This is a genomic window from Bradyrhizobium sp. WBAH42 (genome assembly GCF_024585265.1).
In the GTDB taxonomy this organism is placed as follows: Bacteria; Pseudomonadota; Alphaproteobacteria; order Rhizobiales; family Xanthobacteraceae; genus Bradyrhizobium.
In genome coordinates this window covers 499,596-512,649 of record NZ_CP036533.1, presented here as the reverse complement: position 1 = coordinate 512,649, position 13,054 = coordinate 499,596, and the positions used below count along the sequence as shown (strand labels likewise).

The window sequence follows — 13,054 nt, the reverse complement described above, 5'->3', positions numbered from 1 at the left end:
ACGGCAACTGCTGCCGTCACTCCGCCGCCTTGTTTGCAGGGGGCGGGGGCATCCAGGCTATGCAGCGGTTGCGGCCCTCGGCCTTGGCCTGGTAGAGGGCATGATCGGCCGCGACCATCAGCGCATCGATGCCGGACATGCTGACGGTGGCCTCGGCAATGCCGATGCTAACGGTGACACCGAACTGCACCTTGTCGGCAAAGACCTGCGTGCTCATCACGCGCTTGCGGATGCGCTCGGCTACCGTTCTCGCCCTGGACAGGCTGGTTTCGGGCAGCAGCACGGCAAATTCCTCGCCGCCGAGACGGCCGACGATGTCCGATTTCCGCTTGCCGTCAAGGCAGGCGGCCGCAACCGCCTTGATCGCGGCATCGCCCACGGCATGACCGTGACGATCGTTGACCGACTTGAAGTGATCGATGTCGAGCATCAACACGGAGACAGAGCGATAATAGCGTTGAAAGCGACTCCATTCCGCTTCGAGGTTGTCGAGGAAGTGGCGGCGATTGTGGAGGCCGGTGAGCGGATCGGTGGTGGCGAGCGTCTCCAGCATTGCGGCCTTTTGCGTCAGATCGGTGATGTCGACATAGGTCAGCATGCGCCCGCCATTCGCCATCGTGGTGCAATGGGCCCGGATGCGGCGTCCGTCCGGCGTCTGCAGGTCGCGTACGTGATCGCCGGCCTTGACCTCCTCGACACGCCGCGCCGGAAACTTCGCGAGCTCGCTGTTCGGAAGATTGGGCGCGCTGGCGCGATGCAGACGTCGGACCAGCGAGGAATAGGCCGGGCGGCTCGCCGCCTCGTCTTCGCCGACCTCCCAGAACCGCCGCATCCGCCGGTTCATGAAGGTGGCGTGCAGGTCGGCATCGAGCAGCAAAACGCCGTCCTGGACATTCTCCAGCGCATCCCGCAGCAGCTTCAACTCGTCGGAGGTGCGCACGATATCGGTGACGGGCGTATAGGTCAGCATGCGCCCACCGTCGGGCAGCGGCGTGACCTGAACGCGTACGACATCGCCATTGGTTCGGCGCACGTCGATTGGGGTTGGATCGCCCGACTCGATCACACGCACGCGCTCCGCTATCAGTGCATCGAGGTCCGGGTCCGGCACCTCATAGGCGCCGGTATCGCGCCCGTGATGCAGCAGGGTGAGAATGGATGGATTGCTGTCGGCAACCTCGTCGGGCAGGTGCCACATCTGGCGGAACGACCGGTTGATCAGGCGCGCCCTGAGGTTGGCATCGAGCAGCACGATGCCGGTTGGCACGTGATCGAGGGCCGCACGAAGCGCGAGCATCTGGCCGCGCATCAGCGCATCGGGCGATCGTCCCTGCCCGTCGCCGGCCGGGTGCTCGACGGCGTTCGGCTGCTCGAAGGCGACGCCGGCCTGACGGTCCGATCGCCAGATCACGCGGCAGGTCAGGATCTCGCGCCCCGCGAGCCGGAGCTGGAAGCGCTCGGGTACGCCCAGGCCACTCTCCATCTCGAGCGTCGCGGCCTCCTCGGTCAGACGGCGTACCACGCAATCGATCGACGACTGGCCGAAATTGAAAAAGATCTTCCCAGCAAGGAACGTCCGTTCCGAAACCAAGCGGGACATTCGCGGCCTCCAAAGCGAACACGACCGAAGAGCCGGGGTAGTTTCGCGCAAGCTTCTTTGCGGCGATGTAACGCAATCGATGTTCCGAAATGAGGATTAATGATCGGTTGACGGCGATGCGGAATGCTGTCCGGCCGGTCAAGCGCTGCCGCCGCGCCTGAGCGAAAATTACTTGCGAATGCAGTCAGTTGCGCACCGCATAGAGCGGCGTTCGCAACGTCAGCTGGTACGACGGCTTCGGCATCCAGGCGATCTGCGCGGTGATGCCGAACAGGCGGTTGTCGTTGTCGTCCATGCGATCGAGGTCGAGCCGCAGGACCGGCTGGGTGAAGGATTCCGCGAGCGTCCGGCCCGCGAGCTGGGCACCGGCGAACGACTGGATGCCGAGGCGCCCGGTGAACTTCCAGTTGCTCGGCCATTGGTAATAGCCGCCTGCATAGAGGATCGTGTTCGGCCGGATACTGGCGAACGGGCTGGCAACGGTGGTGTAGGTATATTGCACGCCGGCCAGCCAGCCCCGCGTCTCGTCCTCGTCGAGCGCGTAGTCGAATTCCAGGATGTTATTGAAGGAATTCGTCATGCCCTGCTCGTTCGGCACCGACTGCGTCAGCGTCGATTGCAGCGTGATGGTCGGGATCTTGCCGCCATTCTGCTGGTAGAGATCGGCCTGCACGCCGACGTTCCAGCTCGTGATGTCGAAGGACGACCAGCCGCCGCCGATATCCGTCGTCGTACCGGATACGCCGCCGTAGAGCGAAACGCGGTCGCTGACGTCGACGGTCAGCGGCAGGTCGATCGCAATCGATTTCGCGGCCGGCAGTCCGTTCGGCAGCGTCGTGCCTCGTTGCGCCGCCAGGGCTTGGAATGCGGCCGACAGCGAGGTATTGCCGAAGCCGAGCGCGAGCGTGCCTGCGGGGATCGTCGCAGAGATGGTGCGGAGGTCGAGATAGATGTTCGGGCCGGTCGGCTTTGCGGGCTCGTCCTCCTCATCGTCGGCGGCGAAGGCGCCGCCAGCCGGGATCGCCAGACACAGCAATCCCGCCGCGGCAGCGCGCAATGCCGGACAACGGGGTTGGCTGCGAAGAGGCACGTGACGGTCCGACGCGTGGCGATTTGGGGGCAAGACCGTTGTTAGATGGAACGTGATCGCTCGCTTGGTCAAGCGCTATCCGCAGGCGATGGACGGCGTGGATATGTGCGGTTACCCTGCCGTGATCGCACTGACACACTCGCCCGCCACTGTGCTGGCCGAACAATGGAGGAGACAGCCATGAACACGTCACGCCGCATCCTGCTCACCGGTCTGGCGGGGCTCGCCGTTGCTCCGACTGCTGCGGCGGCTGTACCCACGGCCGAGCCCGGCGAAGTGACGGTTGCGGAGGAGCGCTTCGCGCGCACGATTGCGGCGGCGCATGCGCCCGACCTCACCTGCGCATGGCAGGCGGAGCGTTACGCGGACACGCACTGGCCGGAATATGTCGGGGCAGCGCGCGCGGTGATCGGCGCGCGCGCGTGATCAAAGCGCTCTCACCTTTTCACCGCCCGCCGCACCTGTTCGCCGATTTGCGACAGCACGAGTTGTGACTGCGGCAGGATTGCGCCCATGGCGTGGAAATTGTGGACCATCCCCTCGTGGCAGACATGCTCGACCGCCACCCCCGCGGCGAGCAGCTTGCGCGCATAGGCATTGCCCTCATCGCGCATCGGGTCGTACTCGGCGGTGTGGATGATCGCGGTCGGCAGGCCCGTGAGGCGTGTCGCGCGCAACGGAGAGACGCGGGGATCGGCAGTATCCCTGCCGTCAGGCAGATAATCGGAAAGATCGGCTTCGATCGTGACGCGATCGATCAGATGGCCCTCGGCAAAGGCCTCGCGCGAAGGCGAGGTCTCCTCGAAATCCAGCACCGGACAGATCAGGCACTGGGCGGCGATGGAGAGGCCGGCGGTCTGCGCCGCATTCTGGCAGACGATCGCCGCGAGTGTGGCGCCGGCGGAATCGCCGCCGATGACAAGGCGGTCAGCGTCGATGCCGAGCGATGCCGCCTCGCGCGCCACCCATTCGGCGGCGGCGATCGCGTCCTCGACGGCTGCGGGGAACCTGTGCTCCGGCGCGAGCCGATAGTCGACCGACACGAGGCGGCAGCCGGTGGCATGCGCCAACGCCGCCGCGATGCGCTCATGCGTGGCAATGCTGCCGGCGACGAGCCCGCCGCCATGAAAGAACACGAAGCCCGGTGCGGGCGCTTCAGTGCCTGCCGGCGTGTAGAGGCGATAGGGCAACTCGCCGCCGGGGCCTGGCAGCATGCCGTCGGAGGTCGTCACATCCGGCGCCTCGGCGCGGGCGAACTGCATCAGCTTGGTCAGCGATTGCCGCCGCTCCTCCACGCTCGGCCGGCTCCGCGCCTGCGGCGCAGCCACGGCCATCATGGTCAACAGACGCTTTGCGAGCGGATCGAGCGGCATGGGGGCACTCCATATCGTGGTCAGCATTATAGCAGGTTTGCTCTGTCTTACCCTTTCCTCCAGAGAGGGGTGGCTAGCCCCGCAGCAAATCGTTTAGAAATTGGGACAATAGTGCCCGCATCTTTGCAAGGGGAGGCCGGTCATGGCCGAGATCAAGAAGCCCATCGACTACTCGCCGAGCTGGACCTTCTTCGAGGGCAAATGGCACGACGGCAATGTTCCGATCATGGGCCCGCGCACGCATGCGGCCTGGCTCGGGTCCGTTGTGTTCGACGGCGCGCGCGCATTCGAGGGTGTTGCGCCCGATCTCGACCGTCACGTCGCCCGCGCCAATCGATCTGCGATCAATTTCGGCCTGAAGCCGGTGGTCGATACCGACGCCTGGCTGACGCTCGCGAACGAAGGCATCGCGCGCTTTGCCGCAAATGCCGAGCTCTATATCCGTCCGATGTACTGGGCGCAGAACGGAAGCGGCGGCGGCGTGCTGTTCGACCCCGAGGCCACCAATTGGTGCCTGTGCATCTATGAAGCGCCGATGCCAAAACCCGTCGGCAACGCCATCACCTTATCGCCGTTCCGCAGGCCGACGGCCGAATGCGCGCCGGTCGAAGCCAAGGCCGCCTGCCTCTACCCGAACAATTCGCGCGCGCTCGCCGAAGCTGCTTCGCGCGGCTTCCAGAACGCGCTGATGCTCGACATGCTCGGCAACGTCGCCGAGTTCGGCAATTCCAACGTGTTCATGGCCAAGGACGGCGTGGTGTTCACGCCGGTGCCGAACGGCACCTTCCTCAACGGCATCACGCGCCAGCGCGTCATCAGCCTGCTTCGTGCCGACGGCGTCACCGTGGTCGAGAAGACGCTGCGCTACGCCGACTTTCTGGCCGCCGACGAGATCTTCTCCACCGGCAATTTCGCCAAGGTCGCGCCCGTGATCCGCATCGACGAGCGCGAGCTGAAGCCGGGCCCGTTCTACACCAAGGCGCGCAAGCTCTACTGGGACTTTGCGCATGCGGTGAAGATGGCGGCATAGGAGCCAGTCCCTCCGTCGCTGCGAGCGCAGCGAAGCAATCGAGGGTCCTTCCGTGGCGGCAGTCTGGATTGCTTCGCTGCGCTCGCAATGACGAATTGGTGGCCGCTCACGAGCCGCGCCGCCGAAACCGGCTGAACTGAAACGCCTGGCTCGAACCCCACGGCGTGTGATGCGTCTCGCTTCGCGTCTCGACCAGCTCGAAGTCCGGCCCGAGCTCCGCCGCAAGGCTCGCGCTGTCATGGCGCTGCACCGGCAAGCCGCTGCATTTCTCGGGGCCGTCGGGTGCAAACGTCGCAATGATGACGTGGCCGCCAGGCTTGACCGTCGACCGCAGGCGCTCCACGTAAGCCGCCCTGTCGCGCGGATCAGTCAGGAAGTGAAACGCTGCGCGATCGTGCCAGACATCGTAGGTCCTGGCGGGATGCCATGTCGTGGCATCGGCAACGATCCAGTCGACCGTCGAAGCGGCCTGACCGATGCGCTTCTTCGCCGCCTCGAGCGCATTGGCAGAAAGATCCAGGACGGCGACGTCGCGATATCCGTCCTGCAACAGCGCATCGACCAGCCGCGATGCGCCGCCGCCGATGTCGATGATGGCCGTGTCACGATCTGAGCCGGCTGCGCGAATCATCGCGAGCGAGATCGCGGGGCTATCCTGATACCAGCTGACCTCGGCCTCGCCCTTGGTGGCGTAGACATGGTCCCAATGGGTGCTTCGGTCAGACATGGCTCGCCCTCCCGCATACAGGGGGCCGGCGTGAATGAAAGACTATTCGTCCTTCTTCGACATCCGCTCGAGGCGCTCCTGCATTTCCTTCATCTGCTGGCGCAGCTCGTCGATGTTGCTGTCCTTCGGCGCCTCGGCATTCGCATCGGGCTCCGGCTCGGGAGTGGTCGCCGGGCGGGGCGCAGCGAACGGCTTGAACATCGAGAAGGTCTGCTGGAACAGCTCCATGTTGCGGCGGACTTGCTCCTCCAACGGAGCAAAAGGAGTGCCGGACAGCGTATTGGCGATCTGCTTGCGGAACTTCTCCTGCTCCTGGGTCAGGGTCGCGATCGACTGCTCCAGATATTTCGGCACCACCATCTGCATGCTGTCGCCATAGAAGCGGATCAGCTGGCGGAGGAAAGTGGTCGGCAAGAGGTTCTGGCCGGCTTTGTTCTCCTGCTCGAAGATGATCTGGGCGAGCACGGAGCGGGTGATGTCGTCGCCGGTCTTGGCGTCATAGACCAGGAAATCTTCGCCGTCCTTGACCATGGCGGCGAGGTCTTCCAGCGTCACATAGGTGCTCGTTCCGGTGTTATAGAGCCGGCGGTTCGCGTATTTCTTGATGGTGGTGGGTTGGTCTGATTTCGCCATGGGCTCTCACTTGCAAACGCGGAGAACGGGAACCTGTCGGGCAATGCCGCAGGGCGGGAAGAGTACGCAACGCAACAAAATAAGCATTTTCAAAGGGCTCACGCTACCGTTTTGTGCGGCACGGTTAATTGCAGAGCAAGATCGTGCTTGCGAAAACGCCAAGAACGCTATTTTGAATGCGCTGCGGTATGAATTCGGTGCCCAGCCGATTGACATGCCTCAACGACGTTAACAGGATGGCTGACGAGACTGGCGATCGCTTTCCAGCCCCGCCTGCCCCCATCACAAGAACCTCAAGCCCCAGGAGATGCCCATGTCAGACGATGTCGTCATCGTCAGCGCCGCCCGCACCCCGGTCGGAAGCTTCAACGGAGCGTTCGCGACCCTTCCCGCCCATGACCTCGGCGCCATTGCCATCAAGGCCGCGCTGGAGCGCGCCGGCATCGAGCCCGGCCGGGTCTCCGAAGTCATCATGGGCCAGATCCTGACCGCCGCCCAGGGCCAGAACCCGGCCCGCCAGGCGTCGATCGCCGCCGGCATTCCGGTGGAGAGTCCGGCCTGGGGCGTCAACCAGCTTTGCGGCTCGGGCCTGCGCACGGTTGCGCTCGGCTATCAGGCGCTGCTCAACGGCGATTCCGAGATCGTGGTCGCCGGCGGACAGGAATCCATGAGCATGGCCCCGCACGCCCAGCATCTGCGCGGCGGCGTCAAGATGGGCGGCCTCGAGCTGGTCGACACCATGATCAAGGACGGCCTGTGGGATGCATTCAACGGCTACCACATGGGCAACACCGCCGAGAACGTCGCGCGGCAATGGCAGATCACCCGCGCCCAGCAGGATGAGTTCGCGGTCGCCTCGCAGCAGAAGGCCGAGGCCGCGCAGAAGGCCGGCAAGTTCAACGACGAAATCGTTCCCGTCACCATCAAGACCCGCAAGGGTGACGTCGTCGTCAGCGCCGACGAATATCCGCGCCATGGCGCAACGATCGACGCGATGGCCAAGCTCAAGCCCGCCTTCGAGAAGGACGGCACGGTGACCGCGGGCTCGGCCTCGGGCATCAACGACGGCGCCGCCGCCGTGGTGCTGATGACCGCCAAGCAGGCCGCCAAGGAAGGCAAGAAGCCGCTCGCGCGGATCGTGTCCTGGGCGCAGGCCGGCGTCGATCCGAAGATCATGGGCTCGGGCCCGATCCCGGCCTCGCGCGCCGCGCTGAAGAAGGCCGGCTGGAGCGTCGGCGATCTCGATCTGATCGAGGCCAATGAAGCCTTCGCGGCACAGGCCTGCGCCGTCAACAAGGACCTCGGCTGGGACACTTCCAAGGTCAACGTCAACGGAGGTGCGATCGCGATCGGTCATCCGGTCGGCGCATCCGGCGCACGCGTGCTGGTGACGCTGCTGCACGAAATGCAGAAGCGCGATTCGAAGAAGGGCCTCGCCACGCTGTGCATCGGCGGCGGCATGGGTATCGCCATGTGTGTGGCGCGCGACTGATCTTACACGCAGCTGACGCGTGCGCCGCACACGTCAGCGCGTGCGTTGCACGCGACTAAAAAGGCAGCGGTTGCAAATCAAATATTCTTCGCAACCCGATAAGCCTCGACTAAAGAGAAACGCCCGGCTCGATGCCGGGCGTTTTGTTCTTGATGTCCGTCAAACCAACCGCATAATCCCTAGCTAAAAACGATCACGTCAGAAAAGTCCGAAGAGTCCAAGGAAGAGGGAAGGAATACGACATGGCACGTGTTGCACTGGTGACGGGTGGTACGCGGGGCATCGGAGCTGCGATCAGCAAGGCGCTGAAGGCGGCCGGCTACAAGGTCGCGGCAAGCTATGCCGGCAACGATGCGGCGGCGGAGAAATTCAAGGCCGAGACTGGCATTGCCGTCTACAAATGGGACGTCAGCAGTTTCGACGCCTGCGCCGAAGGCGTGAAGAAGGTCGAGGCCGAGGTCGGCCCGGTCGACGTGCTCGTCAACAATGCCGGCATCACCAAGGACGGCGCCTTCCACAAGATGAGCCTCGAGCAATGGAACGCCGTGATCGGCACCAATCTCGGCTCGCTGTTCAACATGTCGCGTCAGGTGATCGAAGGCATGCGCGGGCGCAAGTTCGGCCGCATCATCAACATTTCCTCGATCAACGGGCAGAAGGGGCAGTTCGGTCAGGTCAATTATTCCGCGGCGAAAGCCGGCGAGATCGGGTTCACCAAGGCCCTGGCGCTGGAGAACGCCAAGGGCGGCGTGACCGTGAACGCGATCTGCCCCGGTTACATCAACACCGAGATGGTGCAGGCGGTGCCGAAGGACGTGCTGGAGAAGGCGATCCTGCCGCTGATTCCGATCGGCCGTCTCGGTGAGCCCGAAGAGATCGCGCGCGCCGTCGTGTTCCTCGCCGCGGATGAAGCCGGTGCCATCACCGGCTCGACGCTGTCAGTCAACGGCGGCCAGTACATGGTGTGATGCGATCGCATCACGCCGGCTGATATTGTCCACACCGTCATGCCCGGGCTTGTCCCGGGCATCCACGGCCTTACAACAGCCGTCGCCACGGAAGAACGTGGATGGCAGGGACAAGCCCGGCCATGACGGAAACATTGGGCCGATGACTCCCCGCACTGCCACGCTGATCGGCTTGACCGCGATCCTGATGTGGTCGCTGCTGTCAGTGATGACGGTGGCGACCGGAAAGATCCCGGCGTTTCAGCTCGCTGCGATGACGTTTGCGATCGGGGGTCTCGTCGGTCTGCTGACCTGGATCGGGCGGAGCGAGGCGGCGAAAAGCCTTAAGCAGCCGCTCGTCGTCTGGGTCGTCGGCGTCGGCGGCCTGTTCGGCTATCACGCGTTGTATTTCCTCGCGCTGCGCTTCGCCCCTCCGGCGGAAGCGGGCCTCTTGAATTACCTGTGGCCGCTGTTGATCGTGCTGTTCTCGTCGTTCCTGCCGGGCGAGCGGCTGGCGGCGCACCACATCATCGGCGCCGTGCTCGGCCTCGTCGGCACCGTGCTGCTGTTCGCCGGCAACACCTCCGGCTTTGCCCCGGGAACTGTGCCGGGATTGATCGCAGCCTTCATCGCGGCGTTCGTCTGGGCGACCTATTCGGTGCTGTCGCGCCGGTTGAAAGCAGTGCCGACCGATGCGGTCGCGGGCTTCTGTCTTGCCACGGCCATATTGGCCGCGCTGATGCACGGCCTGCTTGAAACTACGGTCTGGCCGGAGACGGGCTTGCAATGGCTCTCGGTCATCGCGCTCGGCATCGGCCCGGTCGGTGCCGCCTTCTACGCCTGGGACATCGGCATGAAGCGCGGCGACATCCGCGTGCTCGGCGCGGCCTCCTATGCGACGCCGCTGCTCTCGACAGGATTCCTCATCGCTGCCGGCTTCGCCAAGGCCAGCGCCAACATCGCCCTTGCTGCGATCCTCATTGCCGGGGGCGGCCTGATCGCGGCCAAGGACATGGTGCTGCGGAAGCGCTGATTGGAAGCTACGGCTCCCAGCTGGGCGGCGCGAGCTCGAAGCCCGCGAACTCGAAAGCGGGCGCCACGGTGCAGCCGACCAGCGTCCACTCGCCTGTGGTTTCCGCCATCTGCCAGGCCAGCGCAGGCACGATCGCCTGCGGCCGCTCACCGCCGATCAGGTCGGTGCCGAGCCGCACCTCGTGCTGCGAGCAGCCGTCATGGGCAATGCGCAGCGTCAAGGGGCTGCCGGCGTAATAGTGCCACGTCTCCACTGCATCGACGCGATGCCAATGCGAACGCTCGCCGCGCGCGAGCAGGAAGTAGATCAGAGTCGAGCGCGAACGCCCGTTGGCGTCCGTGCTCTGGTCGCGAAACGTCTCGCGATAATGTCCGCCTTCGGGATGCGGGCGGAGCTCGAGGCGTGCGATGATCTCGGCTGCGGTCGGCATCGATCCTCGTCGGGATGTGTGCTTCAGGACTTGTTCTTGCGCTCGCGCAGCTCGCCGAACACCGCAGCGGGATCCGCGCCCTTCATGTGCAGCTTGGCCGCGACCGCCGGTTCGTCGGCGCGCAGGAAGACGTTGGCGCGCTTCTCCTCACCGAGCAGGGAAGGAATGGTCGGCTGGTTCTCGGCGCGGAGCTTCGTCACCTCCGCAGCGCGCGCCTGCAGTGCCGCGTTGTCGGGCTCGATGGTGAGCGCGAACTTGACGTTGGAGGCCGTGTATTCGTGGCCGCAATAGAGCTTGAAGTCGTCGGGCAGGGCGCGCAGCTTCAGCAGCGAATCCCACATCATCGGATAGGTGCCCTCGAACACGCGTCCGCAGCCGATCGAGAACAGCGTGTCGGCGGCGAACACCGTCTTCTCGTTGTCGAACACGTAGGAGATGTGGTCGAGCGTATGGCCGGGCGTCTCGACGACACGCGCCAGCAGATTGCCGATCTTGACCACGTCGGCATTGGCGACGCGCAAGTCGACATTTGCGATCTTCGTGGTCTTGTCGTGCGGCGCGACGACGCGGCAATTGTATTTCTGCTTGAGCTCGGCGACCCCGCCGACATGATCGCCATGATGATGGGTGATCAGGATGTCGGTGAGCTGCCAGCCCTCGCGCTCCAGGGCCTTGAGGATCGGGCCGGCCTCCGGCGCGTCGATCGAGGCCGTCGCTTTGGTTTCCACATCGTGGATCAGATAACCGAAATTGTCATTTAAACAGGTGAAAGTACGAATTTCGGCGGCCATGTCATCTCCATCGCGCTCAGCCCCGTCCGACAAATATGGCGTTAACGTTGCGCAGGCAATGCAATATTCCGCGCGCAGCGGCGCCCTCGCGCATGTTACATTGCTGTCATGACCATCGACGTCGTCGACCTCCGCGAGTTCTATTCCCGCCGCCTCGGCATCGTGGCGCGGCAAATGATCAATCGCGGCATCAGGCAGCGCTGGCCCAACGCCGAGGGCCAGCGGGTGCTCGGCATCGGCTATCCCACACCCTATCTGGGGTTGTTCCGCGAGGACGCCGAGCGCTGCCTGGCCTTCATGCCGGCGGCCCAGGGTGTCCTGAAATGGCCGACGGGACGGCCGGCGCTGGCCTCGCTGGTGGACGAATTCTCACTGCCGCTCCCCGAGGCGGCGGTCGACCGCATTCTCCTGGTGCACGCGGTGGAGATGTCGGACGATCCGGCCGCGCTGCTGCGCGAGGTGTGGCGCGTGCTGTCGCCGTCCGGACGCGTCATCGCGGTGATTCCGAACCGGCGCGGGGTGTGGACCCGAACCGACAGCACGCCGTTCGGTCACGGCCGGCCCTATTCGCGCTCGCAGATCACCGAGCTGTTCCGCCAGACCTGGTTCACGCCGACCGCCTGGGGCGAGGCGCTGTTCATGCCGCCCTACGCCGGCGGCTGGGTGCTGAAATCGGCCCAGATGTGGGAGCGCGCCGGCGCCGCGCTGTCGCTGCCCTTTGCCGGCGTCCACATCGTGGAGGCGACCAAGCAGGTCTACCGCGCGATCCCCGCCAAGCGCGAGCGGGCGCGGCTGATTCCCTCGCTCGCCAAGCCCGTGCTGGTGCCGTCCTCGACGACGGTGACGCGCGGCTAAAGCGCGATGCGATTAGGGTGAATCGTCATCGCGCTTTAGGTTATTGTTTGAGCATGATCTTTTCGGAAAACCGCTGCACACTTTTCCGGATCATGCTCTAGCAGCCTCGCGGCTCTGGCCGATTCAGCGGACCGACATCCTCAAAAACAAATCGTCCCGGCGAGGCCGGGACGATTCAAGTCGGAAAGTCAGAAAAGCTTACTCGCCCGAGGCGACTTCGTCGCTGGAAGCGACTGGAGCGGCCTCACGCTCCGGGCGCGGGCCATGCGGCCGGCGCCGCCGGCGCGGATAGCGCTCGCCGCCACCGCCGCCCTCGAAGCCGCCCTGACCGCCGTTCACCTGCGGCTGCGCGCCGGTGATGAAGGAGGGCAGACGGTCGACGCCGCCGGCATCGGCGATGACGGGCTGCGGCTGGTTGGCGGGTTGCGGCTGCGGCTGATATTGCGGCTGCGAACGGTGATCGCGTTCGCGGTGCTCGCGCGGCTGCTGGTTGTCACGCTGATAGGGCTGATTGTCGCGCGGCTGGTGATCACGCTGGTGATGATCGCGCTGGCCGTCGCGGTCGCGCATGAACGGCTGCTGCTGAGGCTGCGGGACGAAGCCGGGCTCCTGGCCGAAGGCCGAGAAATTCTCGCCGTCGTCGTCGCCGTCCTCGCTGCTGGCGACGGGCTCATCGCCGCGCGGCTGCTGGTTCTGACGGAACTGCTCCTGGGCCGCCGCGATCAGGCGGAAATAATGCTCGGCGTGCTGGTAGTAGTTCTCGGCTGCAACGGGATCGCCGGAGGAGCGCGCGTCACGCGCAAGCTGGAGATACTTTTCGGCGATGTGCGAAGCGGTTCCGCGAATCTTGATGTCGGGTCCATTGGACTCGTAGACCCGGGTCATCGGGTTCTGGCCGCGCCGGTTGTTGTTGTTATTGTTGTTGCGGTTGCGCATCCGCTGCTTGTTTTGACCGTTTCTCATGTCCTGCCTTTAATTCCAGCCCTAAAGGTTGCACGCATTACTGATTGCTAGGAGTGACCTGGTGACAGCGGTTCACACGACTCGCGCGCA

General features: G+C 64.8%; 14 protein-coding genes. 6 read left to right on the top strand and 8 right to left on the bottom strand.

The features are described 5' to 3' along the window. Nucleotides 1-16: 16 nt before the first annotated feature. Both DCG74_RS02490 and DCG74_RS02485 read right to left on the bottom strand, forming a co-directional pair. Nucleotides 17-1,600 (bottom strand): sensor domain-containing diguanylate cyclase, encoded by a 1,584-nt coding sequence (locus tag DCG74_RS02490; RefSeq protein ID WP_172788299.1) that lies wholly within the window; start codon nt 1,598-1,600, stop codon nt 17-19. 184 nt (nt 1,601-1,784) lie between these two features. Next, nucleotides 1,785-2,657, bottom strand: a complete 873-nt coding sequence (locus DCG74_RS02485; RefSeq protein ID WP_172788323.1) for a hypothetical protein — start codon at nt 2,655-2,657, stop codon at nt 1,785-1,787. 213 nt (nt 2,658-2,870) lie between these two features. On the opposite strand from DCG74_RS02485, the gene DCG74_RS02480 reads away from it, so the two are divergent. Next, nucleotides 2,871-3,116, top strand: a complete 246-nt coding sequence (locus DCG74_RS02480) for a hypothetical protein (RefSeq protein ID WP_172788300.1) — start codon at nt 2,871-2,873, stop codon at nt 3,114-3,116. An 11-nt stretch (nt 3,117-3,127) separates the two neighbouring features. Here DCG74_RS02480 and DCG74_RS02475 read toward each other — a convergent pair whose 3' ends face one another. Next, nucleotides 3,128-4,063 carry an alpha/beta hydrolase gene (locus DCG74_RS02475; protein WP_172788301.1) on the bottom strand — a complete coding sequence of 312 codons (936 nt, stop codon included), beginning with the start codon at nt 4,061-4,063 and terminating at the stop codon, nt 3,128-3,130. Between the two features lie 142 nt (nt 4,064-4,205). Here DCG74_RS02475 and DCG74_RS02470 point away from each other — a divergent pair, with 142 nt between their 5' ends. Further along, a complete protein-coding gene (locus tag DCG74_RS02470) occupies nt 4,206-5,093 on the top strand; it encodes a branched-chain amino acid aminotransferase (protein WP_172788302.1) in 888 nt (295 codons plus the stop codon). 106 nt (nt 5,094-5,199) lie between these two features. Here DCG74_RS02470 and DCG74_RS02465 read toward each other — a convergent pair whose 3' ends face one another. Together DCG74_RS02465 and phaR are read right to left on the bottom strand one after the other, a co-directional pair. Further along, nucleotides 5,200-5,820 (bottom strand): trans-aconitate 2-methyltransferase, encoded by a 621-nt coding sequence (locus DCG74_RS02465; protein WP_172788303.1) that lies wholly within the window; start codon nt 5,818-5,820, stop codon nt 5,200-5,202. Nucleotides 5,821-5,862: 42 nt separating this feature from the next. Next, nucleotides 5,863-6,453: a polyhydroxyalkanoate synthesis repressor PhaR gene (gene phaR, locus DCG74_RS02460; RefSeq protein WP_172788304.1), complete on the bottom strand. Its 591-nt coding sequence runs from the start codon at nt 6,451-6,453 to the stop codon at nt 5,863-5,865. Between the two features lie 313 nt (nt 6,454-6,766). Between phaR and DCG74_RS02455 the strand changes: the two genes are divergently transcribed. The 3 genes from DCG74_RS02455 to DCG74_RS02445 all read left to right on the top strand — a co-directional run bounded on the left by DCG74_RS02455 (nt 6,767) and on the right by DCG74_RS02445 (nt 9,925). Then, the gene (locus DCG74_RS02455) at nt 6,767-7,945 is read left to right on the top strand and encodes an acetyl-CoA C-acetyltransferase (protein ID WP_172788305.1); all 1,179 of its coding nucleotides are present in this window, start codon (nt 6,767-6,769) and stop codon (nt 7,943-7,945) included. A gap of 242 nt (nt 7,946-8,187) precedes the next feature. Next, the gene (gene phbB, locus DCG74_RS02450) at nt 8,188-8,913 is read left to right on the top strand and encodes an acetoacetyl-CoA reductase (RefSeq protein WP_172788306.1); all 726 of its coding nucleotides are present in this window, start codon (nt 8,188-8,190) and stop codon (nt 8,911-8,913) included. A 142-nt stretch (nt 8,914-9,055) separates the two neighbouring features. Then, a complete protein-coding gene (locus DCG74_RS02445) occupies nt 9,056-9,925 on the top strand; it encodes a DMT family transporter (protein WP_172788307.1) in 870 nt (289 codons plus the stop codon). 7 nt (nt 9,926-9,932) lie between these two features. Here the strand turns inward: DCG74_RS02445 and DCG74_RS02440 are convergent, their stop codons facing one another. Then, entirely contained in the window at nt 9,933-10,355 is a 423-nt protein-coding gene (locus tag DCG74_RS02440) for a cupin domain-containing protein (RefSeq protein ID WP_172788308.1), read from the bottom strand. Between the two features lie 23 nt (nt 10,356-10,378). Then, complete coding sequence (gloB, locus tag DCG74_RS02435) at nt 10,379-11,146, bottom strand: hydroxyacylglutathione hydrolase (RefSeq protein WP_172788309.1); 768 nt, start codon at nt 11,144-11,146, stop codon at nt 10,379-10,381. A gap of 108 nt (nt 11,147-11,254) precedes the next feature. Here gloB and DCG74_RS02430 point away from each other — a divergent pair, with 108 nt between their 5' ends. Beyond that, nucleotides 11,255-12,001 (top strand): methyltransferase domain-containing protein, encoded by a 747-nt coding sequence (locus DCG74_RS02430; protein WP_172788310.1) that lies wholly within the window; start codon nt 11,255-11,257, stop codon nt 11,999-12,001. Between the two features lie 198 nt (nt 12,002-12,199). On the opposite strand, the gene DCG74_RS02425 is transcribed toward DCG74_RS02430, so the two are convergent. After that, nucleotides 12,200-12,964 (bottom strand): DUF4167 domain-containing protein, encoded by a 765-nt coding sequence (locus DCG74_RS02425; RefSeq protein WP_172788311.1) that lies wholly within the window; start codon nt 12,962-12,964, stop codon nt 12,200-12,202. Nucleotides 12,965-13,054 lie beyond the last annotated feature (90 nt).